This window comes from Pseudomonas sp. G3-39, from assembly GCF_054790485.1.
Genome location: NZ_CP186497.1, coordinates 2,285,300 through 2,310,054, shown reverse-complemented (window position 1 = coordinate 2,310,054; position 24,755 = coordinate 2,285,300). Strand labels below are relative to the sequence as shown.

The following is a 24,755-nucleotide window of genomic DNA, read 5'->3' as shown; positions in this document are numbered from 1 at the left end:
ATCTCTTTTTTGTTTTCGGGTTCTGTGCAGAACAGAGGGGAACGCAGCAAAAGCACCAAGCAGTATGGTCGCTATTGCGATTTGCGCCTCCCCGCTCAGGCAGTATGCTGGGCGCTCTCGCCGTACCGATCCGGAGTTCTGCCCATGTCGTACACGTTCATCACCCTGCCCTCACCGGTCGGCGAATTGAAGCTGGTGGCGAACGGCTCACGACTGGCGGCCATCCTCTGGGAAAACGACAAACCGGGCCGGGTGCGCCTCGGTCCGATGAGCGAAGCGCCGGACAATCCGCTGCTGCAGCGAACCGCGCAGCAGCTTGAGGAATATTTTGCCGGCAAGCGTGATCGCTTCGACCTGGAACTGGATTTTGTCGGCACCGATTTTCAGAAGAAGGTCTGGGCGGCGCTGCTGACCATCCCCTTTGGCGAGACGCGCACCTACAGCCAGATCGCCGAGCAGATCGGCAACCCGACGGCGGTGCGTGCGGTGGGCGCGGCGAACGGGCGCAACCCTATTTCGATTGTGGCGCCGTGTCATCGGGTGATCGGCGCGTCGGGGAAGTTGACCGGGTTTGCGGGTGGGCTTGAGGCAAAAGAGCGGTTGCTGGTGCTGGAGGGTGGTAGCTGGTCGGCGGTGGGCAGGACTGGGGATTTGTTTTAGAAGATCAAAAGATCGCAGCCTGCGGCAGCTCCTACATGAGAATGCGTTCCCTGTAGGAGCTGCCGCAGGCTGCGATCTTTGCTTTATCGGACAAACAGGTTATTCATAGCCGCATACTGCAACAGCATGATGGTCTTGGCGTCGCAGATCTCGCCGCGCTGAAACGCCGCCAGTGCCTCATCGAAGCGCCACTCCAGCACTTCCAGTTCTTCGGTTTCCTCTTCCAGGCCGCCGCCCTCGCTGACCTTCGACTTCGCGTCGTATTCGGCGATAAAAAAGTGCAGTTTCTCGGTCACCGAGCCGGGGCTCATGTAGGCCTCGAAGACCTTCTTCACCTCATGCACGCGGTAACCGGTTTCCTCTTCGGCCTCGTCGCGGATCCGCTGTTCCGGCGCCGCACCTTCCAGCAGCCCCGCCGCCACTTCGATCAACAAGCCGTCGTGGCCGTTGACGAACACCGGCAAGCGAAATTGGCGGGTCAGCACCACCGTGCGCTTTTCGCGGTTGAACAACAGAATCGCCGCGCCATTGCCACGGTCGTAGACTTCGCGAGTCTGCCGCTGCCAGTCACCGTTGTTGCGTAGATAGTCGAAGGTGATTTTCTGCAACAGATACCAGTCGTGGGACAACACCTGAGTATCGACAATGTTGACCCGCTCGGCTGTCTTGGTCATGACGCCTGTTCCTTGTGCCATCGGAAAACGCCCATAGTCGAATAATCGCGCGCACAAAAAAAGCCCGGCAATGCTGTCGGGCTTGTTTACTGGTGTTCGCGGATGGTGTCAGAGATCGACCAGGTGCCGGTCGATGCGCATGAGCACGCCTTTGATCAGGTTCATCGCACTGTCGGCGCGAAACGGCAGGTTAAGCGAAGGCTCGCAGATCTCCATTTCCATGATCATCGGCCGACCGTCATAGTCGCGGATCACATCGACCCGGCCGTAGAGCAACGGCAGCTCAAGCCCGAGCACCTCGGCAGAAGCCACCAGCGCCGATAGCGCCACCGCCTGCTCCTCGGCATCCGCCTCGCGCGGCTGGCGAAATTCGGGGGTTGGCACGTTCACCGTACCGTCCGCCATGAGCATGGCACCCTTGCGAATGGAATGGCTGAAGGTGTTATCGAAGAAGGTCAGGTCCGTCTCGCCGTAAGTGTCGATGGTGGTGATGTACGGCTGGATGATCACGTGCGAACCGCGCTTTTGCAGCGCGCGAATGTGCGCCAGCGCGGCCTCGGAACCGCCGCGGACAAATCTTTTCACTCCGCGCGAATACGAGCCGATCGTCGGTTTGACGACAAATTCATGGCTGTCGGTGTTCGCGTCGAGGAACTCAGCCAGATGACCCTCGGGAGCGTCGTCGGGCGCCAGGAACACACTGGGAATAATCGGCACGCCGCGCGCAGCAATGTCCTTCAGGTACAGCTTGTTCAAGCCCCACCGGGCCACGGACGGCACGTTCAACAGGCAGGTCAGTGCATGCACCTTGTCGCACCAGGCAAAGAATTCGTCGAGGTTTTCAATGCAGTCCCACGGTGAACGGATCAATACGGCGGTATACGCCGCCCAATCGATTGACGGATCGTCCCAGAAACACACATCGGCGTTGATCGACAGTTGCTTGCAGGCTTCAAGCAATGGCGGCATGTCGTAGTCAATGTGCAGGTTCGGCTTATCGGTGACGAGTGCAAGCTTAATCATGATGAATCCTTTCTACTGAACAGTTGGAAGCAGAAAAACAGCGACGACTCACCAGGGAATCACGCGGTCCTGATGGCGGTAAGTGCCCGTGGGGCCATCGGCACCGATCAATGCCAGCGCGACACTGGTCCGCGCGCCTTCCTGCACATCGAGATCACCGGCGCCATCATTCATGCCGGTTTTGGTGTAACCGGGGTGCACGGCATTGACCTTGACGGGCGTATCGCGAAGCTCGTAAGCCAGATGAACCGTCCACGAATTCACCCCGCTTTTACTGGCGCTGTAGCCCGGCAAGGATTTGAACATCGGTGAATAGGCGTAGGAATCGACGTCCGTATGGGTGGTGAGCGATGCCAGCAGACTGGATACGTTGACGATGCGTCCGGCCGCAGACTGGCGAATCAGCGGCAGACAATGTTGGGTCACCGCGACCATGCCGAACAGGTTGGTTTCAAACGTCTGGCGCCACTGTTGAAGTGGTTGTTGCGAAGGGTTCAACCCGTAGGATTCGATACGGATCGCGGCGTTATTGATCAGGATATCCAGTCGACCAAACTTCGCCTCCAGCAATTTGACCGCCGAGGCGATGCTGTCTTCATCCGTGACATCCAGCAGGCACGGGAACGCCTTCAAGCCCATGCCGGTCAGCTCATCGGCCGCCTGAGCGACAGCCTGATAATTCCTGCCACTGAGCACCACCGTCACGCCCTCGGCGGCCAGTTGTCGCGCCACCTCGAAACCGATGCCACGGTTGGCACCGGTCACCAATGCAACCTTGTCAAAATCGTTCATCGTGCAACTCCAGACAACGCTCCGCCCTGCCCGCAGGAAGGACGGAACCAATACGATTCATGAAATGTTCCAACAGCGGCCCGAACGCCCGCAGATCGGTCAGAAAGGCGTCGTGGCCGTCCGGGCAATCGAGCCGGACAAAGGTCACCTCGGCACCATCCTGCTCGAGCCCTTGAGCGATGTGCTGCTGTTGCGCAACAGGAAACAGCGTGTCGCTCTCGACGCCGACCACCAGAACCTGCTCCAGCCCGGCAGTCTGAAAACCGCCCTGCGGCGGCGTCAGACAGGCATAAAGATCAATTGCGCGGCTTAGCTGCAGATAACTGTTGGGGTCAAAATCCCGCGCGAATCGCCAGGCATTGGCCTGCAGATAATCCTCGACTTCAAAGTCGTGGGTCATGCCGGCGGATTTCCCCGCCGCCTGATCGCCGCGGCTGAAACGGCGATTCAATTGCGCGCCGGAGCGATAACTCAACAGGCCGATCTTGCGAGCCAGCGTCATGCCATGGATCGGGCGCGCATCCGGCGAATACTCGCCACCGGCCCACAGCGGATCACTGCGGATGGCTTCCCGCTGCAATGAACGCAAGGCTGTGGACACGGGAAGCGAACTGGCCGCGCCGCACAGGTTGATGTGATGCCGGACAAACCCCGGATGCCGGGTCAACAGGGCCAGCGCACACATGCCACCCATCGAAGCGCCGATCAGGCAGGTCACTTGCGCCATGCCCAGCGCTTTCACGGCCATGACGATCGTGTCGACGATGTCTTCGATGCTCAGCTCGGGAAAGCGCGACTGGTAAGGCCTGCCACTCGCCCGCTCGGTGGACAGCGGCCCCGTCGAGCCCTTGCACCCCCCCAGATAGTTGAAACAGATCACATACCAGCGGTCTGTATCGATCGGCTTGCCTGAACCGGCAAAGTCCTCCCACCAGCCCGCCTCAGGATCGCGGGCGACACTGCAAACGTGGCTGTTGGCGGACATGCCGGGCAGCACCAGGACGATGTTGTCGCGACGATCATTCAGTTGCCCGAACGTCTCATACGTCAGCCTGAAATCTTCCAGTACACCTCCACGATGCATTGGAAACGGGCGCGCGAACTCGATGTAATCTGCTGCCGGAAGAGTTTCCACCATGATGCTAATCCCTTAGAGCGCCTGCTTCGCCAAGTAACCGGTTGCCTGTTACGGCTCGAGCGACTGCAACCAGTCATCGTCGGAACCTTCGGCGATGCCGTCCATCAGGAACGTCGAGAGATAACGTTCACCGGTATCCGGCAACATGGCCAGCAGCACCGAACCGGCCGCTGCGGTCTCGGCAACCTTCAACGCTGCGGCGACCGAGGCGCCCGAAGAAATGCCGACGAAGATCCCCTCCTCCCTGGCCAGGCGCTGCGAAGTGTCGCGCGCCTCGTACTCGTTCACGGTCAGGACTTTATCGATGACGGTCTTGTCCATGATGGTCGGCGTGAAGTTGGGCGCGAGTCCCTGAATCTGGTGCACGCCCCAGGTGCCGCCCGACAGCAACGCAGCATTTTCCGGTTCTGCGGCAACGATCTGCACCGCAGGTCGCGCGACTCGCAGCATCTGGCCAACGCCGGTCAGCGTGCCGCTGGTGCCGAAACCGGTGACAAAGTAGTCCAGGCGTTTACCGGCAAAATCACCGAGGATTTCGGTGGCGGTGGTTTCGCGGTGATAGGAAGGGTTGGCCGGGTTATCGAATTGTCGCGATCTGAACCAGCCAAACTTCTGCGCCAGTTCATCGGCAATCTGGTTGCCGCCGCTGCTGCCCAGGTGAGCAGGAAACAGCAGAACCTTGCCGCCATAGGCACGAATCAGCTTGCGCCGTTCGATCGAGTAACTGTCGGACATGATCGCCACAAAGTTATAGCCGCGCGCCGCGGCAACCATCGCCAACGCAATGCCGACGTTGCCGGAGGTGCATTCGGCGATCGTATCGCCAGGCTTCAACAGGCCTCTGGCTTCGGCGTCGAGTACCACCGCCAGCGCCAGCCGGTCCTTGACCGACCCACCGGGGTTGAACGACTCGACCTTCACATAAATGCTGACGTGTTCCGGGGCGAGCCTTTGCAGCTTGACGATTGGCGTACGGCCGATCGTGTCCAGAATGCTTTCATACAACGGCATGAGCGAGTTCTCCATCAAATACGAATTCAGCAGGGCCGGAGAGGTACATCGCGGACAAGTCACTCTCCCATGTCACTTCAAGGGTTCCGCCGGGCAGTTCGACATCGACCGAGCGGTCGACCCGCCCGGCCCGCGCCAGCACCGCGACCGCCGCGCAGGCACCGCTGCCGCAGGCCAGCGTCTCGCCTGCGCCGAATTCGTAGACCTTGAGTTTTATCCTGTTGCGCGATTGCAGCTGTACAAACCCGACGTTGACGTCAGGGGAGAAATACCCGGAGTTTTGCAGGGCGCTGCCGACAGCTGGAATCTCATACTGATCACGTTCGGCTTCGATCACCGCATGCGGGTTGCCCATCGATACCGCCGAACACGCCAGGTGTTGCCCGGCGAGTTCGAGTTGATAAGCCGACTGCGCCTGGTCGAAGCCGAACACCGGGATGGCGGCGGGCGAGAAATTCGGTGCGCCCATGCTGATCTGATAGTTGCCGTCCTCCATGACCCGGACCCGGTGGGTACCGGAGGGACTGTCGAGGGTGAACTCGGACGCCTCCGTCAGGCCTGCCCGAACCAGCCATGCGGCGACACACCGCGCGCCGTTGCCGCATTGCCGGGAGGACTCGCCCTGCGCCGTCCAGATATCGAACGAGGCCACGGACGATGGATTGCGCGCCGCCTTGACGCCCAGGACCATATCGGCGCCGATACCTTTATGGCGGTTAGCCAGGTACTTGCACAATTCGCGCGACGGATCCTGCGCATCACGCAGATCGAGAATGATCATGTCATTGCCCGCACCGTGCATCTTGCTGAAACGCAGCCGGGCAGCAGCAGGCGGCTTATGCATGGCACACACTCGCCTCAAGACACGCTTTGGACAGGAGCGGGTCAACGATATCGATGATGCACTGGGTCGCACGCTGTGCCGTCGCCGCATCGCAGGAGGCGTTGAACTCGGCGATTTCCAGGCCGACGATCTGCTCCAGCGGAATTGCTCCCAGGATCGCCGCGAGCTGTTGCGGCAGCAGACCGTCAGGCACTGCGTAGTCGGCGGGCACGTAGCCAGGCTCAAGAGAGTCCCAATCGATGTGCACCCAGACCTTCGATTGGCCGATCGCGCTGCGCACCGCTTCGGCGGTTGCCTGCTGCGGGGAAAGCGTGCGCACATTATTGGCGCTCAGCAGACGCTGCTCTTGCCCGTCGATGTCACGCGCGCCGACCAGAATGACGTTCTCCGCACGCACGCCGGCGCCACAGCCGCTGTCCCAGAGGCCACATAATGCCGACACCACCATCCCGCCCAGGTAGCCCGTGTCAGTGGTCGTCGGAATATTGAAGTCACCATGGGCATCGACCCACACCAGACAAAGGTCCGGGTAATGTCTGGCAACCGCAGGTACGCTGCCCAGGCTGGCCGGGCAGGTGCCGTTGATGACCACTGTGAGTTGCTGCTCCTCTACCGCACAGGCCACGGCGCGATACAGCGAATCGATCTGCTCACGTCCTGCCGGCAGACTGACTGTCCAGTCATCGGCCGCCGGCTCGCAGCTGCCGTCACCGATATACAGCGGCGCTACACCGTACTTTGCTTCAAGTGCCGACGCGGCCTTCAACGCGCCGATACGGGTAAATGCCGTGCGGTCTGCCACTCTGCCGTTGGATACAATCAACTTGAACATCAGGCTTCCTCTTTATTTTCATGGCTGGAATGTTTGAACGGGCAAACATCCGTGCGCTCTGCATTTTCTTCAATCAAACCGTATTGCCACCACTCTTTGGCGTCAGAGCCAAACCCGCCCAATTGCAAGGCGTGGGGCACCGAATCATATTTAAGGATGCGCTTGCGAATATTGGCGCGAACATTACGTCCGCCCACGGTATCGCCGGCAAATACATCGAAGCGTTCACGCGGATTAATCACCAGCGCAAATCTCGACCCGAGATTTCTGCTCTTGCGAAGTTTGTGTGCGGGAGAACTCATATTCACAAACAATTGCATTCCCGCGAAGCACATCGACCAGAACGGTGACTCCGGGTCGACATCGACGCTGTCCGGCCACGGGCTTTCATCCAGCCAGTGCAGGCTCTGCAGCACGCCCCACCCGGCGGCCTGATACTCCTGCGCGGTACTCGCCGATATCGCATCGGTTGAAAAGAACACGATGAGCGGATAAGCGTCTTCGATTGAACCACTCCATGTTCTGGAAAGCGTTACATACTCTTTTAACCCTTCAGCCAGTTTCGCCAGCCCTTGAGCATCCAAAGTGTCGACAAATACAAATTTGATCGAAGACTTCTTGAATGCATTCTTGGAAAAGATGCAGGGAAAGTCGGACCCTGCTCCAAGTCGCTCTTCCAGTTCATTCAAGGCCTCTTTCTCCCAATCGGCCCCATGATGATTGACCTCATCCTGAGAAAGCATGACCCGATAAGAAACCTGCGCATCAAAGTTCCGCATACTCATTCCTTTATGCTGCACAACTTAGAGAGATGGCCGAGTGTGGCATCCAGCCGTCTGGCACTTTGCGCTGTCACACCTGCCACGAACTTACGTCAGGCATGACAACTTGCTTACTTGATCTGCGTCTGGAATCAGAAGACCGGCCACAGGTCCCGGGCGTTATTCGCCACTCGACGAACGCTCAGGTTGTTGACTGACCTGCTGCTGATGAATCGATGAATCCGCGCCATGGCGTCTTCGATGTCCGGCAATGCCGGCAACGTGACCACGCGAAAATGGTCGGGTGCGGGCCAGTTGAACGCGGTTCCCTGAACCACCAGCAGCCTTTCCGACATCAGCAGTTCGAGGACAAACTTCTCGTCATCCTTGATCGGGAAAATTTTCGGATCGATCCTTGGAAATGCGTACAGCGCGCCCATCGGCTTGACGCAACTGACGCCAGGAATAGCGTTGAGCAGTTCATGCACCCGGTTGCGCTGTTCGAGCAGGCGCCCCTGAGGCAAGACCAGGTCATTGATACTCTGGTAACCCCCCAGCGCGGTCTGGATCGCATGCTGGGCCGGAACGTTGGCGCACAGGCGCATGTTCGCCAGCATGTCGATGCCTTCGATGTAGCCGGCGGCATGCTGCTTCGGCCCGGAAATCACCAGCCAGCCGGAGCGGAACCCGGCCACCCGGTACGACTTGGACAACCCGTTGAAGGTCAGGCACAGCAGGTCCGGCGCCAGCGAGGCGGTGCTGATGTGCACCGCCTCGTCGTAGAGAATCTTGTCGTAGATCTCGTCGGAGAACACCACCAGATTGTGCTGGCGCGCGATCTCCAGCATTCCCAGCAGCACGTCTCGCGGATACACCGCACCGGTGGGATTGTTGGGGTTGATGATCACCAGCGCTCGGGTGTTGGGGGTGATTTTGGCCCGTATGTCATCGAGGTCCGGCCACCAGTCCTGATGCTCGTCGCACATGTAGTGCACCGCATTGCCCCCGGCAAGACTCACCGCGGCGGTCCACAACGGATAATCCGGAGCAGGCACCAGCACTTCGTCGCGGTTGTTCAGCAGCGCCTGCAGTGACATCACAATGAGCTCGGAGACGCCATTGCCCAGGTAGATATCGTCGACGCCGACGCCCTCGATCTGCTTCTGCTGACAGTACTGCATGACGGCCTTGCGGGCGCTGAACAAGCCTTTGGAGTCACTGTAACCTTGCGCCGTCGGCAAGTTACGGATCACATCCTGGAGTATCTCGTCGGGCGCCTCGAAACCGAAGGGCGCGGGATTGCCGATATTCAACTTGAGAATGCGCTGGCCGTCCTCCTCCATCTTTCTGGCCTGCTCCAGTGCCGGGCCACGAATGTCATAACACACACTGTTCAACTTCAGCGATTTCAGATACTGCACGACTACACATCCTTGTTTTTTTTATCAGGGTCGCAGCAACAGCAAACTCAGGTCCGAGAGACTGCCTTCAACTGTTCTTCCGGGGACTTCGACAGTGCCCGCGACATATTCAGGAAAACGAACAACACGACCATCGGAATGGCGATAAACAGTGCCAGGCCACGAACGCCCAGTTCGGAAAAGGAACTGACCAGCAAACCGTAACCGGCCCCCGCCGCCATCTGGAAAAAGAAAAACTGCCCGGAGGAAATACCGATATCACGACTGACACTCTTCAATAGCCCGGCCTGAGTCGCGGGAATCACCATCCCGACCGACAACAGAATGAGCACCATCGGAATCAGCAGCGCCGGCAGCACACTGCCAAACACCGACAGCAGAATGCCCAGCAACATGCACCCGGCCATGCCTACCCTGCTTCCAAGCAGCAGGATCTCGTTCAACGCCCACCTGGCGCTCAATGCTCGCGCCAACGTACTGCCAATCACATAACCGACGGCGCACAGGGAGATCACCGCGCCGTAACCCAGGCTAGACATGCCCAGTTCCGTCTGCAACGCATAAGTCGAACAGGACAGGAACACGAAGTAACTCATCCACACCAGACTGATGCCGGCGGCATAAGCCAGATAATCCGCATTTCTGAAGTTGGCGGCATAAACGGCAATGATGCTGCGCCCCGTCGAATCCGATGCCCCCGGGGAGGTGTCGACCTGCCAGAAAAGCACCAATGCCGCGAGATTGAACATCCCCACGCCGCCCATCATCCAGCGCCATCCCAGCGAAGGTAACAACATGCCGCCGAGCAACGGTGCGATACACGGCGTGAGCGCTATCGCCGAGGCAAGGGTGGTGAGAATTCGCAGGCGTTTGCTTTCCGGATAATCGGATTTCACGATCAGCCTGGTGGTTACGGTCCCTACACACCCTCCGAGGGCCTGCATGAAACGCGCAACCGCAAACAGGTAAAAGGAGTCCGAGAACGCTGCAAGCAGGCACCCGGCAGCACAAATCAGCAACCCCGAAATCTGTACGCGACGGGCTCCGATACGATCGGCAAGAATCCCCGCCAATACCACGGACAACGCATACCCGATCATGTAAACAACAAACGTTTCCTGAATCGCCTCATGGGGGACTCGAAACTCCTCCGCCAGTTTTGCAACGGTGGGCGTCATCAGACCGAGTCCGAGCTGCGGCACGATTACGGCCGACAACAACGCTGCAGGTAACAGGATTCCGGGGCGGCTGGATTTCACGCAGAAAGCTCCTTGAGGTATTGATCAGTCGTCAGCAAATGCGGCAGAACCCGGTCGATCTGACGTGTGATCATGGCCAGTGAACTGGTGTAGTAATGGTTACCGGCAGCCAGTTGGCCCAAGGCATAAATAGCGTCGCTGGCCTTGCCACTGCGGTCGATGACCTTGTGCGAGCCGAATGACACGTGCAGTCCACCAAACGGATGGTGCTGAGCGACGCCATTGTTGACCATCGAAGACACCAGCTCGGTACCGGTCTGCCCGACACCACCGGTTTCAGATCGAGTGGCGTTGATGACCCAGTCGGCATGACAGGCGCCTGCCTGGTAATTCAGGACGAAACCGCCACCGGGACTCAGTTCCACGCCCTTCAGGCCAGGACGAATCACGAGGTGTCCGGATTCGAGCATGTTGCGCAACTTGTTGGCCGTTGCCGGAGGCATCGGGTTGCACAGGCTCATGAAAATCGAGTGATAGTTGGCCATGTAATAACTGCGATCGCCCGCACTCAGGCTGTCCCAGGCCAGCTCGACGTAGTCGTTGGCAATATCAATCAGGATGGACAGCCACTTTTCGCCACGGGCCGATGCTTGAAGATGGCGCTCCAGGCGCTCGAACGGCAGTTGACCTGGCGCCAGTTCAGCCTTGAGCTTCTCCAGATCCACGCCTTGGGCCGTCAGTTCGAAGGTGATCAGGCCAAGCCATTTCGACCAGGAGATCATCCCCGCTTCATCACGCAGCTCTTCGATACGTTCGCGGGTGATGACCTTGTAAGTGAAGTCGTGATGCGGCATGCGCACCGCTGGCAGCAGCGCATTGCGCGACAGCATGACGATCTTGCCGCGGTGTCCCTGGGCATTCAGGGCCAGGACTGCATCGACAGCGGAGAGGCTGGAACCAATGATCGCCACCTGATCGTCGCCGCCAATCGCGGAAAACTTGGTCCACATCGGATACGGATTGCCGATGTAGTTTTGGGAGCAGGCCAACGAGAAGATATCCGCCGGCTCTGCGGTACCGATGCACAGAATCACCCGGTCGAACACTTGTTGCGGCCCGTTTTCGACACCGACGACCGCTTTGTCATCGTGCATTGTCAGGCTGGTGACCTTTTGCCCGATCACCCGAATCGGCCGCTTGAGGTCGCGCGCCAGCGCCACTTGCTCGGCAAAACAATCGGACAGGTACTCACCAAAATAGTGACGCGGCAAGAAATCAAGTTGCGCCAGTGCACTTCCATATTTATGAGTGACCCATCCTACAAAGTGCCGGGGATCGTCACTTTTCACGGACATGAATCGGGCCTGGCGATTAATCAATCCATAATCACCATCGTTTTGATAAGCGCGACCTGGACCTATTTTCTTGTCAGGCTCATAGAGGGTAATTGCAACATCCATATTTTTCAGCTTAACGTCGCGCTGCAACGCATCAATTACACTAATCGCTGTTGCACCCCCTCCGACTATCGCAATCTTTAGTTGCGGCTCGCGATGATTAGTCTTATTGAGTGTTGACAGTTTTTCAAAAGCAGTCATTGCCGACGATATCCCTATACCAATCCAGTTTCTCTTGACCCCAATGACTCGCGCGCCACCCCTCAACGCGTTAGCTTGAGCGGCGTTGAGCGTATTTGTATGCCGCGCTAAGATGAAGATCCATTAAATGGATTTTGGTGTGTACCACTATGACCAGAGGTAAGCGGCCAGTTGGCCTCGACCTAGTCTTGCCGTTCGAATTGACCGAACATTCGCTGTCCACCAAACATCAGCTTCTGTGCCGTTTCCTTGAACACCTGATCAGTTCCGGTCGGCTCCAATCCGGCGAAGCGCTGCCCTCCACGCGTACGCTTGCGCAAAGATGGGGAGTTTCCCGAGGGACCCTGGAAACTGTTTTCGATCAATTGCGCGAAGAAGGTTTCATCATTCGCAAGCGAGGTGCCGGCTCGGTAGTCTGCGCAACATTGCCGGATAATCTGATCGCCGCCGCCAGAACTAAGGAACTGCAAGTCGAACTTGATACTCACCGGTCATCCGATTCACCTGCTCCCATTACTTATTTACAGCCGTATGTACCGTTTATTGCCAGACTGGCCGATCCGGGATTGCTCGAAGAAAAAGATGTAAAGTCGTTATGCACACCTTCCGCCAAAGACCTCGCCACCGCAGTATCGGCCTCGTCACTCGGCGGTGACGAGAACTTGCGCAAGTCCATTTGCGACCATATCCAGATCTACCGGGGAATTGACTGCTCACCTCAGGACATCGTGATTACCCACGGCATCAGGCACTGTCTCGACCTTATCAGCCGGGTATTGGGAAAAGAGGCCGTCGTTGCCATGGAAGATCCCGGCTATTACTGGGCCCGGCGGATATTCAATTGTTCCGGCAACACAATCATCGATATTCCAGTGGACGATGCAGGTCTGATCGTTGAAGCGCTGTCACCCGCCAGTCCGGTTCAGGCCATTTATGTCACGCCCTCTCACCAGGCTCCTTTGGGTGTCTGCATGAGCATGGCACGCCGCAAGGCCCTGCTGGCCTCGGCGACCGCAGCCAATGCGATCATCATCGAGGACGACTACGACAGCGAGTACAACTATGGCAGTGCTCCCCTGCCCGCCATCAAATCAATAGATACAAACGACCGGGTGATTTTCTGCGGCAGCTTCAATAAAACCCTGTTCAGCAACTTTCGTCTGGGCTTCATGGTCATTCCCAAACATTTACAGAAGAAAGTCATCAACCTCATCGAAGACACCGGCCAGACGCCCGGCATACTGGGTCAGCTCGCACTCAACCAGTTTCTCTGCACCGGAAAATATGTACGGCATTTGCGCATCTCGCGACAGACGTATCAACATCGACGCGATTTGCTGATCTCAAAGCTGCGAGAAAACCCTGATCTGCAGATTTCCGGCGAGCAATCCGGATTACATTTTGTGCTCTGGTTACCCGCAGACATTGATGAAAGAGAATTCTGCGCACGGGCTGCCCTCTTCAATCTTTGCCTGCAACCGGTATCCGCATTCACCAGCAGTCACGCGGTCAAACCTGGCGTGCTGATTGGCTACGCGGCGCTTACCGATACGCAGATCAATCAGGCGGCTGCCTGCTTGCTGGATCTCGTCAAGTCATTCAATGTATCGAGCGCGTCCCGATCGGATAAACAACCCGCTCCGCTATGACTCACATCCGGGCATTGTTTGCCTGGCCCACGCAAAAAAGCCCGGCAGCGCTACCGGGCTCTTTAATTGCTGCTAACGGGCGACGCGCGACAACGTGTCATCCGTTTCCTGCGCCGCTGTTTTCGCTCCGTGAATCAGCGGTCCATAACGCCGACTGAACTCCCAGCCATACGGCACGCGATCCTTGCTGACGCCGTTGTCCCAGTTTACCGACCAGGTCATCAGGCCCTTGATCGGCAGCCCTTTGATCGCCAGACGTTTGAGCGCATTGCCGACGGCGGTGCTGTCGATCACGTAACCGGTGGCCGCCGCATCGACGTTGGCCGGCAGGCCGATGACGAATTTGTCCGCCGGGATTTTGGTGAAGCCCCGGGTGCCGGTCACCAGACTTTCGGTCAGGTAGTAGAGGAAGTCCTCTTTCAGCGCATCGTTGTTCTGCGCGATCCACGCGCCGTTGCCATTATTGGCTTCCGGCACCCAGACCCCGTCGCCGCCCTGGTTGTAGAACTGCGGCGCGATGAAGTCGTAATAGCCTTCCAGTGCCTGCAGGTAACCGACGTATTTGCCATTGGTGGTCAGGTACGGAAACTCCGGGGCCATGCTGATGATGAAGTGCTTGCCCTGGCCTGCGTAGTGATCCTTGACCAGTTTCAGCGCGGCCGGCAGCACGGTCTTGTTGGCGGCGAAATCAATCGCGCTCTGTTCAAGATCGATGTCCAGGCCATCGAAGCCGTAGACTTCCACCAGACGGATGATTTCATTGGCCAGCGGTTGTTCCTGCCCGCTGCGCAACTCGATGTGCGCATCGGCGCCCCCCAGGGACAAGAGCACCACCCGCCCCTGGCTGTTGAGCACGCCGACCTGACGCCGGAACTCGGCATCGGAGACGTTGTACGGCTTGAAGGTTGGAATCCCGCTGCCCTTCATGAACGCCACCGCGACCACGTTGTACTCCTTGGGCACCGCTTCCAGAGCGATTTCGGCGAAGCGGCCCTGACGATAGCCGTCACTTGGACCCGCCGGCCAGTTGTGCCAGAAGCCCATGAGTATTTTTTTGCCGGCGATGCTCGGCATCAGCGCGGCCGCGTCGGCCGCCTGGTTTTGCACTAGCGTGAAGTCGATATTTGACATGTTCTAATCCTTCAGAACCTGTGAGTTGAGCGTAACGCCGTTATTTGAAGTCGACGTCGAACGCCTGATAGAACGCGTTGCCGGTGTTGGCGACGATCCACATCAGCACGATGACGTGACGGCCCTTTTTGGTGGCCGGCAATTTCACCGAATGATTGACCTTGGCCTTCAATTCCCCCGGATAGCTGTAATACGGCACTTGAGTGTAGAAGTCTTCGGCGAAAGGCTGCGCTTCGAGTTGTGCACGGGAAATACGCTGTTTCGGATCCCAGCCATCCTTGGTGATCAGCCAGCGATAACCACGGGTGGTGTGTGGCGCGGTGTATTCCCACTTCACTTCCAGCGTCTGGCCCGGGGTCACACTGAGCAGTGGCCAGCTGAACGGACGATTGAGCTTTTTGCTCATTTCCTCGTCGGTGAAGTTCACGCAGTCACGGGCATCGGTCTTGCCACCGCTGAGGATGTAACCGTCGGCGGGCGGCGTGACACTGTCACTGTCGCTGCCATAGGGAGCAGGAAAAGGTCCTGCCGTCAGCGCCGGGAAGTTCTTGCCGCCTTCCATTTCGTTGACCTGCCAGGCACCGAGCAATCCTTGCTCGATGGCTACCGCACCGCGGCTGGCTGGAGAGGTGACGCGACCGTGTCGCAGTTGGGTTTGAGCTTGTGGTTGATTCATGTTTTTCACTCCGTTGATTTAAGAACTCTCCTGTCCGAGGAGAGGCCTTCAAGCTAACGGAGGTGGTTTTTTTGTCCATCGGCGGTTTTGTCGCAGTCAATCGGCGTCTCAAGTCAAAAACGCCGAAAATACTGGATGAATATACAGCCTATTACGACAAGACCCACCCAACGCATGGCCAAAGGCCTACACGCCGACACTGCAAAAACTGGCATTCAGTACTCATGGCAGTTGCGCCTGGTACTCCCTTTCGTACTGGCCAGCGAGTTGTTCCTTTTGCTTGTCATCGAGCAATTTGCCGGCCATCTGGAAGAACTTCTGCTCTTCTTCCTTGAGATGGTGATGGACTTTGTCGGAGAGCTTCTTCGCCGTAGCCAGCCACGCCGGGCTGGACATCTCGGTCTCGTCCAGCTCTTCCATCATCTCGTCCATTTCATGGTGCTCGGAAATGGCGTGGCGACTGAGGTCAACACCGTTGTCGAACTCCATCAGCGGGATGTAGAAGTGGCGCTCTTCGGCGGTTTCATGGGCCTGAAGTTCAGCCTTGAGCTGTTTGTAGGCCTCAACCCGCTCCGGAGTATCACCGCTGGTTTCGACCAGGGCTTTGGCGTAACTGCGCTGGCGGTCGTGGCTTTCGCGAAGGGCTTCGAAAATATTCATGGGGGATCCTCATCAACCGCGTTCGGAATGACGCTGTAAAAGCTAGACCCCGGCGCGACAGCCGCGGTTCCAAAGGGATGAGGAAGGACTTGGAAGACGCTCCCCGGGCAGGATAGGCTGGCAGTTCATCTCACAAGGAAGTTGCACATGACGTTGCGAATCGAGCTGTCGCAGAACCCTACGGAAGAACAGCGCAAAGCCATTCTCGAGCCTTTGATTGCGTATAACGACGCCCGGACCGGTGGTTCCACCTCTGAACCTTTCGCCCTGCTGGTGCGCGATGAACACGACGCGATTCTCGGCGGTTTGTACGGCCGGGTGATATTCCAGTGGATGTACATCGAGTTGCTGTGCGTCCCGGAACAGGGTCGCGGGCAACGCATCGGCTCGGAACTGATGGCCATGGCGGAAAATCTGGCCAAGGAGAAGAACTGCCTCGGCATCTGGCTGGACACCTTCGACTTTCAGGCGCCGGCGTTCTACGAGAAGCTGGGATTCAGCCAGTTTGGCGAGATCGTTGATTACCCGCCGGGGCATAGCAGGCACTATTTCCAGAAGCGCTTGAAGGGTTGAACCTCAAGGGCCCTTCGCGAGCAGGCTCGCTCCCACAATGGAATGCATTTCAAAAGTGGGAGCGAGCCTGCTGGCGATAACGGCAGCCGCTTCAACGCATGATCAGAGGCAGGTCGCCAACGCCGCCAACCGGCGCTTGGCAACAAAATCGTCCTTCTGCGCGTAGTAGTTGAGCACGGTTCCCGACGCATCGCTGGTCACGTCGACAAATGACTCTGCGGAACGGGTGTACACCGTCGAGCCACCCTTCTTGCCCGGTTGCAGATACGCTCCGGCGTCCACGCCAAACACTGCTTCGTCCTGCCAGCCGAACTGTACGCACTGAGCGACAACTTTCTCCGGCTTGTCCGAGGTCAGAACCTTGTACGGGGCTTTGGTGCGAGAATCGTCCATCACCGAACCCGCGCAGCCAGCCAGCAGGGTCGCGGCCAGCGCTACCATCAGAATTCGCATTGCATTCGCTCATTCAGAAAAAAGCGGACTGTATCACCGCAACAGGCAAAATCGTTCTGCTTTACTGCATTTATAGCGCGACATGCGGCAGCCGCTCCGGCACCCTAGGGTCATCAGCCTCACAAGGAACACACATGGCGCCCACCGACCAGCGACATGAACAAGCCCTGAAACTGTTTCTCGACGCGCGCCCCGAATTGCGCGAAACCCTCGATCATCTCAATCCGCTGCAGGCCCAGGCCAAGGGTGAAACCGCTGCGCAGTATCGTGAAGAACGTCTGCACGAAGCCTTCGAGGCCGAGGCGGAGAATCAAGGCCTGTTCGCCTGGGAACTGACCTTGCTCCTGACGGCCGCAACGCCCGAGGACTATCAGGCCCAGCGCATGGAGGTGCATCGCGAGGTAGCGGAAATGGCCCACATGCGCTGGGAAGATTACTGCGATCTGTATGGGCTGGAACCGTAAACGCCGCTGAAGGATATTGTCGCCGATGCTGCCCTCCACTTCGACTCACCGCGCCACTTCCGGGCATCTGCATCGGCAGAAATGGCGCGGGCGCATCGGTCTGGCGCTGGTGGCCAGCCTGTCAGTGCTGGCGGGCATGACCGACGCGATCGGCTTCATGGCCAGCGGCGATTTCGTTTCTTTCATGAGCGGCAACACCACGCGGCTGGCGGTGGCGATCAGTGACGGCGACCTCGGACTGACCTTGCGCCTGATCATCCTCGTCGTCACCTTCGTGATCGGTAATGCCTTGGGGATCGTGATCGGGCGCCTCGGTGGCCGGCGCACGCTGCCCTTGTTGCTGTGCATCGCCACCCTGCTCTGTCTGGCGGCCGCCTGGCCGTATGACACGCAACTACCGGCGCTGCTGGCGGCGATCATCGCGATGGGCATGCTCAACGCGGCGGTCGAGGAAGTAAACGGTCTGCCAGTGGGCCTGACATACGTGACCGGAGCGCTGTCGCGGTTCGGCCGTGGACTGGGGCGCTGGATGCTCGGCGAGCGGCGTAATGGCTGGCGGGTGCAACTGGTGCCGTGGAGCGGGATGTTCATCGGCGCGATACTCGGCGCAGTGCTGGAACATCATTTCGGACTTCGGGCATTGTTCGCCAGCGGCTTGCTGGCGGCGGTGCTGGGCGTGCTGTCCCTGAGCATTCCGCGGCGTTGGCAACTGGGCTATATGCCGCGCTGATCGATACCACATCGGCTCCTGTGGGAGCGAGCCTGCTCGCGAAGAGGCCGGTACATTCAACCTCTTCATCGCCTTATCCGCCGCTTTCGCGAGCGGGCTCGCTCCCACACAAAACACCACGCTTCACTTGGGTTTCGCGGCTGCCTTCATAAAGCTTTATCATGGCCGCAGTTTTGCTGATCGAGTCCGTCATGAAGTTCGCCATTGCGCTGTTTTCCGCCGCCCATGCGCCCTCCTCGCGCCGTGCCCTGCTGTTTGCGCAGGCTGCGCTGGCCGGCGGGCATGAGATTGTCCGGCTGTTTTTTTATCAGGACGGCGTCTACAACGCCTCCGACGCGGTGGTCACCCCGCAGGACGAACTGGACCTGCCCAAACAGTGGCGCGCGTTCATCAGCGAGCAGCAACTGGACGGTGTGGTGTGTATCGCCGCCGCCCTGCGCCGTGGCGTGCTGAATGACGAAGAAGCCAAACGCTACCAGCGTGATGCCGTCGCGGTCAGCGCGCCATGGGAATTGTCCGGCCTCGGCCAGTTGCACGACGCGGTGCAGGACGCCGATCGACTGATCTGTTTCGGAGGCGCGTGAAATGGCCAAATCCCTGTTGATCATCAGCCGCCAGTCGCCATGGTCCGGCCCCGGCGCCCGCGAAGCGCTGGACATCGTCCTCGCCGGCGGCGCGTTCGATCTGCCGATCGGCCTGCTGTTTCTCGACGATGGCGTGTTGCAACTGGCCGCCGGGCAGAACGCCAAGGCCCTGCAACAGAAAGACCTCAGTGCCAATCTGCAGGCGCTGCCGATGTTCGGCGTTGAAGAACTGTTCTACTGCACCGACAGCGCCAGCGCCCGTGGCCTGAGCACGCTGTCGCTGGACGAAGCGCAGCCGCTTGGCGCCAGCGAAATCACCGCCCTTATTGACCGTTACGACCAGGTGATCACCCTCTGATGTCGACTTTGCATGTGTTGTCTCATTCCCCGTTCGGCGATGATCGCCTGAGCAGTTGCCTGCGCGTGATCGGCGCTGCCGACGCCTTACTGTTATCCGGTGATGCGGTTTACGCCCTGCAACCGGGCACTGCGCCATTCGCCACGCTGAACGAGCGCCGGGTCAAGCTGTTCGCCCTCGTCGAAGACCTGCAGGCCCGTGCCATCGTTGCTCCCGACTGGGCCGAAGCCATCGATTACCCGGCCTTCGTCGAACTGTCGATCCACCACGACAAGGTCAACAGTTGGCTATGAACTCGATGACTGTCGGCGCCCGCGCCATCGAACTGGACAAGGACGGCTTTCTGGTCGACCTCGACGACTGGTCCCATGACGTTGCCAGCGCCCTCGCCGCCGCTGAAGACATCGAACTGACTGCGGAACACTGGGAAGTCCTCGAACTGCTGCGCAGCTTTTACGCAGAATTCCAGTTGTCGCCAGCCACCCGCCCGTTGATCAAGTACACCGCACTCAAACTCGGCCCGGACAAAGGCAACAGCCTGCACCTGAACCGACTGTTCAAAGGCACCCCTGCCAAACTCGCCGCGAAACTGGCGGGCCTGCCCAAACCGACGAATTGCTTATGACCGACTTTCCAGCGCTGACCCTCGAAACACCCACCGAGCACCCGTTCGCGCAGTTCGTGCGGATCCTCGGCAAGGGCAAACGTGGCGCCCGCGACCTGACCCGTGAAGAAGCGCGGGAAGCCATGGGCATGGTGCTCGACGACAAAGTCGAAGACACCCAGCTCGGGGCTTTTCTTATGCTGCTGCGGCACAAGGAAGAAAGCGCGGAGGAAATGGCCGGTTTCACCGAAGCCTTGCGCGAGCGCCTGTCAGCGCCAACGCTGAATGTCGATCTGGACTGGCCGACCTATGCCGGCAAGAAACGCCATCTGCCGTGGTACCTGCTGTCGGCCAAGTGCCTGGCGCAAAACGGCGTGCGAATTTTCATGCACGGCGGCGGCGCGCACACCGCCGGACGTCTGTACACCGAACAACTGCTTGGCGAGCTGAACATCCCGCTGTGCCGCACCTGGGCGCAGGTCGGCAGCGCGCTGGACCACGGCGGTCTGGCGTTCATGCCGCTGATCGACTGGGCGCCACAGTTGCAGAAGATGATCGACCTGCGCAACACCATGGGCCTGCGCTCGCCGATTCACTCGCTGGCACGCATCCTCAATCCACTGCGCGCCCGTTGTGGCCTGCAAAGTATTTTCCACCCGGGCTATCAAGCGGTACATCGCGAGGCCAGCGGTCTGCTCGGCGACACGGCGATCGTGGTCAAGGGCGATGGCGGCGAAATCGAGATCAACCCGGATGCCGACAGCCACCTCTATGGCACCACAGGCGGCGAGAGCTGGGACGAGGAATGGCCGCAACTGTCGAGCCAGCGCCACGTCAAACCGGCCTCGCTGGATGTCGAGCATTTGAAAGCGGTGTGGCGCGGCGAGGTGGTCGACAGCTATCCGCAAATGGCCCTGATCTCGACCATGGCCCTGGCCCTGCGCGGCCTCGGTCAAAGCCGCGAGCAAGCGTTCGCAACCGCCGAGCAATACTGGGCGGCGCGCAACAAATCGATTTAACCGATCATAGACGCCCGATCTTTGCGCTTTTTGTTCGAACTCATCGGAATAGACTCGGCTCCAACGCTTATTGGAATCAGGAGTCTTGATCATGGGTTTACTCGTCGACGGCCACTGGCAGGACAAGTGGTACGAAAGCAGCAAAGACGGCGCCTTTCAGCGCGAACAGGCGCAACGGCGCAATTGGGTCACCACTGACGGCCAGCCCGGGCCGAGCGGTGAAGGCGGTTTCGCCGCCGAAGCCGGGCGCTATCACCTTTATGTGTCGCTCGCCTGCCCGTGGGCGCACCGCACGCTGATTCTGCGCAAGCTCAAAGGTCTGGAAAGCCTGATCGACGTGTCCGTGGTCAGCTGGCTGATGCTGGAAAACGGCTGGACCTTCGACAAGGCCCTTGGCTCGACTGGCGACAAGCTCGATCACTTCGACTTCATGCACCAGCGCTACACCGCCGACACGCCGGACTACACCGGCCGTGTCACTGTGCCGGTGCTGTGGGACAAAAAGCTCAAGCGCATTGTCAGCAATGAGTCGGCGGAAATCATCCGCATGTTCAACAGCGCGTTCGATGGCCTGACCGGTAACGAACTGGACTTCTACCCGGCACCGTTACGCGGCGAGATCGATGCACTGAACGAACGGATTTATCCGGCGGTGAACAACGGTGTGTATCGCGCCGGCTTTGCCACCTCGCAACAGGCTTATGAAGAGGCGTTCGATGAGGTGTTTGCCGAGCTGGATCACTTGGAACGGCTGCTGGGCGCCAATCGCTATCTGACGGGCGAATACCTGACTGAAGCAGACGTGCGTTTGTTCACCACGCTGATTCGCTTCGATGCGGTGTACCACGGGCACTTCAAGTGCAATCTGCGGCGGATTGCCGATTACCCGAACCTGTCGAACTGGCTGCGAGAGCTGTATCAGTGGCCGGGGATTGGCGAGACGGTGGATTTTCAGCACATCAAAAACCACTACTACGGTAGCCACAAGACCATCAATCCGACGGGGATTGTGCCGAAGGGGCCGAAGCAGGATTTCAGCGGGGCGCATGATCGGGCGCGGCTCAACGGGAAAGGGGTTTGGCGTAGAGGCTGATTGATTCGGTGTGTTTGAGGGCCTCTTCGCGAGCAGGCTCGCTCCCACAGGTGATTTGTGCATGACACAGATCCAGTGTGGGAGCGGGCTTGCTCGCGAATGAGGGCAACTCGGTTTTCAGACCTGCGCCTGAGCCCCTTCGAACCACGCCAGTTTCTCGCGCAGCTGCACCACTTCACCGACGATCACCAGTGTCGGCGCATGCACTTCATGCTCCGCCACCAGACGCGGCAGGTCGGCCAGCGTGCCGGTGAAGACTCGCTGATTGACTGTGGTGCCCTGCTGGATCAACGCCGCCGGGGTATCCGCGCTGCGACCGTGCTTGATCAACTGCTCGCAGATCACCGGCAAGCCGACCAGGCCCATGTAGAACACCAGCGTCTGCGCCGGGGCGACGAGGTCGGCCCACGGCAGATCGGTGGAACCGTCCTTCAGGTGCCCGGTGACGAAGCGCACCGACTGCGCGTAATCGCGGTGGGTCAGCGGAATCCCGGCATACGCCGCGCAACCGCTGGCCGCCGTGATCCCCGGCACCACCTGGAACGGAATCCCGTGGGCCGCCAGCTCTTCGATTTCTTCACCACCGCGACCGAAGATGAACGGGTCACCGCCCTTCAAGCGCACCACGCGTTTGCCTGCCTTGGCCAGATCCACCAGTTGCTGGTTGATCTGATCCTGTGGCACCGCATGATCAGAGCGACGCTTGCCGACATAGACGCGCTCGGCATCGCGACGGCACAGCTCAAGAATCGCCGGAGCGACCAAGCGGTCGTACAGCACTACGTCGGCTTGCTGCATCAGGCGCAAGGCGCGGAAGGTCAGCAGATCCGGATCACCCGGCCCTGCCCCCACCAGATACACCTCGCCGGTAGTAACAGTCGCTTCGCCATCAATCTTGGCCTGCAATAGCCGCTCGGCCTCAGTGCCCTGCCCGGCCAGTTGCCGGTCGGCAATCGGGCCCTGAAACACGTCTTCCCAGAAACCACGGCGCTGCTGCACATCCGGAAACAGGTTTTTCACCTGATTGCGGAAACGCGCGGCAAGACCGGCCAGTTGGCCGTAGGTCGAAGGAATCCAGGTTTCGAGCTTGGCGCGAATCAGCCGCGCCAGCACTGGCGCATCGCCGCCGCTGGACACCGCGATGATCAGCGGCGAGCGATCGACGATCGCCGGGAAGATCACGCTGCATAGCTGCGGCGCGTCGACAACGTTGACCGGCACGCAACGCCGATGGGCATCGCTGGAGACCTGCGCATTCAGCGTTTCATCGTCGGTGGCGGCAATGATCAGCCCGCAACCGTCCAGATCCGCTTCCACGTAGCCACGCAGCAGACATTCGCCACCGCTGGCGCTGACCAGTTCGCGCAGTTGCGCTTCGATTTCAGGTGCGACCACCCGCAGCAGCGCACCGGCATCGGCCAGCAGGCGGGATTTGCGCAAGGCAATTTCCCCCCCACCGACCACCAACACACGACTGCCGCGCAGGTTGTGAAACAGCGGCAGATATTTCATTTAACCGATGACCTCAAGGCCACCCATGTACGGCTTCAGCACGTCCGGCACACGGATCGAACCGTCGGCCTGCTGGTAGTTTTCCAGCACCGCCACCAACGTACGACCGACCGCCAGGCCGGAACCATTCAGGGTGTGTACCAGCTCAGGCTTGCCAGTTTCCGGGTTGCGGAAACGCGCCTGCATGCGGCGGGCCTGGAAGTCGCCGCAGTTGGAGCACGACGAAATTTCGCGGTACTTGTCCTGGCTCGGAATCCACACTTCGAGGTCATAGGTTTTCACAGCACTGAAGCCCATGTCGCCGGTGCACAGCGCCAGGGTGCGGTAAGGCAGACCCAGCAGTTGCAGGACTTTTTCGGCGTTGGCGGTCAGGCCTTCCAGCGCTTCCATCGAAGTCGACGGCTCGACGATCTGGACCATTTCAACCTTGTCGAACTGGTGCTGACGGATCATGCCGCGAGTGTCACGGCCCGACGCACCGGCCTCGCTGCGGAAGCATGGGGTGTGGGCGACGAACTTGATCGGCAGCAGTTTCGAGTCGACGATTTCACCGGCCACAATGTTGGTCAGCGACACTTCGGCCGTCGGGATCAGGTACAGATCGGCTTCGCCTTCGCGAGCGATCTTGAACAGGTCTTCTTCGAACTTCGGCAGCTGACCGGTGCCTTGCAGCGCCGGGGCCTGGACCAGATAAGGCGTGTAGGCCTCTTCGTAGCCGTGCTCGTTGACGTGCAGGTTGATCATGAACTGCGCCAGAGCGCGGTGTAGACGGGCGATCGGACCGCGCAGCAGAGCAAAACGGGCGCCGGACAGCTTGGCGGCGGTTTCAAAGTCCAGCCAGCCGAACTTCTCGCCCAGCGCGACATGGTCTTTCACTTCGAAATCGAAAGCAGTCGGCGTGCCCCAGCGGCGCACTTCAACGTTATCGTCTTCGTCTTTGCCAACCGGTACCGATTCGTGCGGCAGGTTGGGGATACCCAGCAGAATCGAGTCCAGCTCGGTCTGGATCGCGTCCAGCTCGACTTTACCGGCACTCAGCTCGCCCGCCATGCGCTCGACGTCCGCCATCAGCGGCGCGATGTCTTCGCCGCGCTGCTTGGCCTGACCGATGGATTTGGAACGCGCGTTACGCTCAGCCTGCAGTGCTTCGGTGCGGGTCTGGACGGTCTTGCGCTGTTCTTCCAGCGCTTCGATGCGCGCGGTATCCAGGGCAAAGCCACGGGAAGCCAGGCGGTCCGCTACGTCCTGAAGGTTGCTACGTAACAGTTTGGAATCGAGCATGTCGGTTTCTCGTTA

General features: G+C 59.4%; 26 protein-coding genes and 2 pseudogenes. 11 read left to right on the top strand and 17 right to left on the bottom strand.

What is annotated here, in order from left to right:
• Window positions 1-144: 144 nt before the first annotated feature.
• A complete protein-coding gene (locus ACOYXG_RS10270) occupies window positions 145-660 on the top strand; it encodes a methylated-DNA--[protein]-cysteine S-methyltransferase (RefSeq protein WP_097088078.1) in 516 nt (171 codons plus the stop codon).
• Between the two features lie 83 nt (window positions 661-743).
• On the opposite strand, the gene ACOYXG_RS10265 is transcribed toward ACOYXG_RS10270, so the two are convergent.
• From ACOYXG_RS10265 to ACOYXG_RS10215, 11 genes and pseudogenes are all read right to left on the bottom strand, one after another.
• Window positions 744-1,334 carry an NUDIX domain-containing protein gene (locus tag ACOYXG_RS10265; RefSeq protein WP_460357457.1) on the bottom strand — a complete coding sequence of 197 codons (591 nt, stop codon included), beginning with the start codon at window positions 1,332-1,334 and terminating at the stop codon, window positions 744-746.
• A gap of 108 nt (window positions 1,335-1,442) precedes the next feature.
• Window positions 1,443-2,357 carry an ATP-grasp domain-containing protein gene (locus ACOYXG_RS10260; protein WP_460357454.1) on the bottom strand — a complete coding sequence of 305 codons (915 nt, stop codon included), beginning with the start codon at window positions 2,355-2,357 and terminating at the stop codon, window positions 1,443-1,445.
• A gap of 48 nt (window positions 2,358-2,405) precedes the next feature.
• Complete coding sequence (locus ACOYXG_RS10255; RefSeq protein ID WP_096795626.1) at window positions 2,406-3,149, bottom strand: SDR family oxidoreductase; 744 nt, start codon at window positions 3,147-3,149, stop codon at window positions 2,406-2,408.
• Window positions 3,136-4,287: a homoserine O-acetyltransferase MetX gene (gene metX / locus ACOYXG_RS10250; RefSeq protein WP_460357451.1), complete on the bottom strand. Its 1,152-nt coding sequence runs from the start codon at window positions 4,285-4,287 to the stop codon at window positions 3,136-3,138. Before metX ends, ACOYXG_RS10255 begins: the two co-directional genes overlap by 14 nt.
• A 48-nt stretch (window positions 4,288-4,335) precedes the next feature.
• Complete coding sequence (gene cysK / locus ACOYXG_RS10245; RefSeq protein WP_027614693.1) at window positions 4,336-5,298, bottom strand: cysteine synthase A; 963 nt, start codon at window positions 5,296-5,298, stop codon at window positions 4,336-4,338.
• Complete coding sequence (gene dapF / locus ACOYXG_RS10240) at window positions 5,285-6,142, bottom strand: diaminopimelate epimerase (RefSeq protein WP_167797070.1); 858 nt, start codon at window positions 6,140-6,142, stop codon at window positions 5,285-5,287. Before dapF ends, cysK begins: the two co-directional genes overlap by 14 nt.
• Window positions 6,135-6,974 carry an arginase family protein gene (locus ACOYXG_RS10235; RefSeq protein ID WP_096795628.1) on the bottom strand — a complete coding sequence of 280 codons (840 nt, stop codon included), beginning with the start codon at window positions 6,972-6,974 and terminating at the stop codon, window positions 6,135-6,137. The genes dapF and ACOYXG_RS10235 overlap by 8 nt, the downstream gene beginning before the upstream one ends.
• On the bottom strand, window positions 6,974-7,753 hold the full coding sequence (locus ACOYXG_RS10230) for a YqcI/YcgG family protein (protein WP_049827967.1): 780 nt from the start codon (window positions 7,751-7,753) through the stop codon (window positions 6,974-6,976). Before ACOYXG_RS10230 ends, ACOYXG_RS10235 begins: the two co-directional genes overlap by 1 nt.
• A 209-nt stretch (window positions 7,754-7,962) precedes the next feature.
• Window positions 7,963-9,156, bottom strand: a pseudogene (locus ACOYXG_RS10225) (pyridoxal phosphate-dependent aminotransferase); the annotation flags it as partial.
• A 47-nt stretch (window positions 9,157-9,203) separates the two neighbouring features.
• Complete coding sequence (locus ACOYXG_RS10220) at window positions 9,204-10,415, bottom strand: MFS transporter (protein ID WP_460357446.1); 1,212 nt, start codon at window positions 10,413-10,415, stop codon at window positions 9,204-9,206.
• Window positions 10,412-11,953 (bottom strand): FAD/NAD(P)-binding protein, encoded by a 1,542-nt coding sequence (locus ACOYXG_RS10215; RefSeq protein WP_081730309.1) that lies wholly within the window; start codon window positions 11,951-11,953, stop codon window positions 10,412-10,414. The genes ACOYXG_RS10220 and ACOYXG_RS10215 overlap by 4 nt, the downstream gene beginning before the upstream one ends.
• 188 nt (window positions 11,954-12,141) lie before the next feature.
• On the opposite strand from ACOYXG_RS10215, the gene pdxR reads away from it, so the two are divergent.
• Window positions 12,142-13,602 (top strand): MocR-like pyridoxine biosynthesis transcription factor PdxR, encoded by a 1,461-nt coding sequence (pdxR, locus tag ACOYXG_RS10210; protein WP_460357443.1) that lies wholly within the window; start codon window positions 12,142-12,144, stop codon window positions 13,600-13,602.
• A 108-nt stretch (window positions 13,603-13,710) separates the two neighbouring features.
• Here pdxR and ACOYXG_RS10205 read toward each other — a convergent pair.
• The 3 genes and pseudogenes from ACOYXG_RS10205 to ACOYXG_RS10195 form a co-directional block, all read right to left on the bottom strand.
• Window positions 13,711-14,733 (bottom strand): annotated as a pseudogene (locus tag ACOYXG_RS10205) (chitinase); the annotation flags it as partial.
• 40 nt (window positions 14,734-14,773) lie between these two features.
• Complete coding sequence (locus ACOYXG_RS10200; RefSeq protein WP_027614688.1) at window positions 14,774-15,409, bottom strand: lytic polysaccharide monooxygenase auxiliary activity family 9 protein; 636 nt, start codon at window positions 15,407-15,409, stop codon at window positions 14,774-14,776.
• A 222-nt stretch (window positions 15,410-15,631) separates the two neighbouring features.
• Entirely contained in the window at window positions 15,632-16,069 is a 438-nt protein-coding gene (locus ACOYXG_RS10195; RefSeq protein ID WP_460357440.1) for a hemerythrin domain-containing protein, read from the bottom strand.
• Between the two features lie 147 nt (window positions 16,070-16,216).
• Between ACOYXG_RS10195 and ACOYXG_RS10190 the strand changes: the two genes are divergently transcribed.
• Complete coding sequence (locus ACOYXG_RS10190; protein WP_027614686.1) at window positions 16,217-16,642, top strand: GNAT family N-acetyltransferase; 426 nt, start codon at window positions 16,217-16,219, stop codon at window positions 16,640-16,642.
• Between the two features lie 102 nt (window positions 16,643-16,744).
• Here the strand turns inward: ACOYXG_RS10190 and ACOYXG_RS10185 are convergent, their stop codons facing one another.
• Entirely contained in the window at window positions 16,745-17,095 is a 351-nt protein-coding gene (locus ACOYXG_RS10185) for a hypothetical protein (RefSeq protein WP_097088098.1), read from the bottom strand.
• 134 nt (window positions 17,096-17,229) lie between these two features.
• On the opposite strand from ACOYXG_RS10185, the gene ACOYXG_RS10180 reads away from it, so the two are divergent.
• The 8 genes from ACOYXG_RS10180 (at window position 17,230) to ACOYXG_RS10145 (ending at window position 21,947) form a co-directional block, all read left to right on the top strand.
• The gene (locus ACOYXG_RS10180) at window positions 17,230-17,559 is read left to right on the top strand and encodes a DUF6388 family protein (protein ID WP_183782672.1); all 330 of its coding nucleotides are present in this window, start codon (window positions 17,230-17,232) and stop codon (window positions 17,557-17,559) included.
• A gap of 25 nt (window positions 17,560-17,584) precedes the next feature.
• Window positions 17,585-18,289 (top strand): YoaK family protein, encoded by a 705-nt coding sequence (locus ACOYXG_RS10175; protein ID WP_027614683.1) that lies wholly within the window; start codon window positions 17,585-17,587, stop codon window positions 18,287-18,289.
• Between the two features lie 191 nt (window positions 18,290-18,480).
• Window positions 18,481-18,873 carry a sulfurtransferase complex subunit TusD gene (gene tusD, locus ACOYXG_RS10170; protein WP_027614682.1) on the top strand — a complete coding sequence of 131 codons (393 nt, stop codon included), beginning with the start codon at window positions 18,481-18,483 and terminating at the stop codon, window positions 18,871-18,873.
• Between the two features lies 1 nt (window position 18,874).
• Window positions 18,875-19,231 (top strand): sulfurtransferase complex subunit TusC, encoded by a 357-nt coding sequence (gene tusC / locus ACOYXG_RS10165; protein WP_047295096.1) that lies wholly within the window; start codon window positions 18,875-18,877, stop codon window positions 19,229-19,231.
• Entirely contained in the window at window positions 19,231-19,524 is a 294-nt protein-coding gene (gene tusB / locus ACOYXG_RS10160) for a sulfurtransferase complex subunit TusB (RefSeq protein ID WP_333991230.1), read from the top strand. The genes tusC and tusB overlap by 1 nt, the downstream gene beginning before the upstream one ends.
• Window positions 19,521-19,856 (top strand): TusE/DsrC/DsvC family sulfur relay protein, encoded by a 336-nt coding sequence (locus ACOYXG_RS10155; protein WP_003223861.1) that lies wholly within the window; start codon window positions 19,521-19,523, stop codon window positions 19,854-19,856. Before tusB ends, ACOYXG_RS10155 begins: the two co-directional genes overlap by 4 nt.
• On the top strand, window positions 19,853-20,854 hold the full coding sequence (locus ACOYXG_RS10150) for a glycosyl transferase family protein (protein WP_460357433.1): 1,002 nt from the start codon (window positions 19,853-19,855) through the stop codon (window positions 20,852-20,854). The genes ACOYXG_RS10155 and ACOYXG_RS10150 overlap by 4 nt, the downstream gene beginning before the upstream one ends.
• A 91-nt stretch (window positions 20,855-20,945) precedes the next feature.
• Window positions 20,946-21,947 carry a glutathione S-transferase family protein gene (locus tag ACOYXG_RS10145; protein WP_460357431.1) on the top strand — a complete coding sequence of 334 codons (1,002 nt, stop codon included), beginning with the start codon at window positions 20,946-20,948 and terminating at the stop codon, window positions 21,945-21,947.
• 117 nt (window positions 21,948-22,064) lie between these two features.
• Here ACOYXG_RS10145 and cysG read toward each other — a convergent pair whose 3' ends face one another.
• Window positions 22,065-23,459 carry a siroheme synthase CysG gene (cysG, locus tag ACOYXG_RS10140; RefSeq protein ID WP_460357428.1) on the bottom strand — a complete coding sequence of 465 codons (1,395 nt, stop codon included), beginning with the start codon at window positions 23,457-23,459 and terminating at the stop codon, window positions 22,065-22,067.
• Window positions 23,460-24,740: a serine--tRNA ligase gene (serS, locus tag ACOYXG_RS10135; RefSeq protein WP_007908080.1), complete on the bottom strand. Its 1,281-nt coding sequence runs from the start codon at window positions 24,738-24,740 to the stop codon at window positions 23,460-23,462.
• Window positions 24,741-24,755 lie beyond the last annotated feature (15 nt).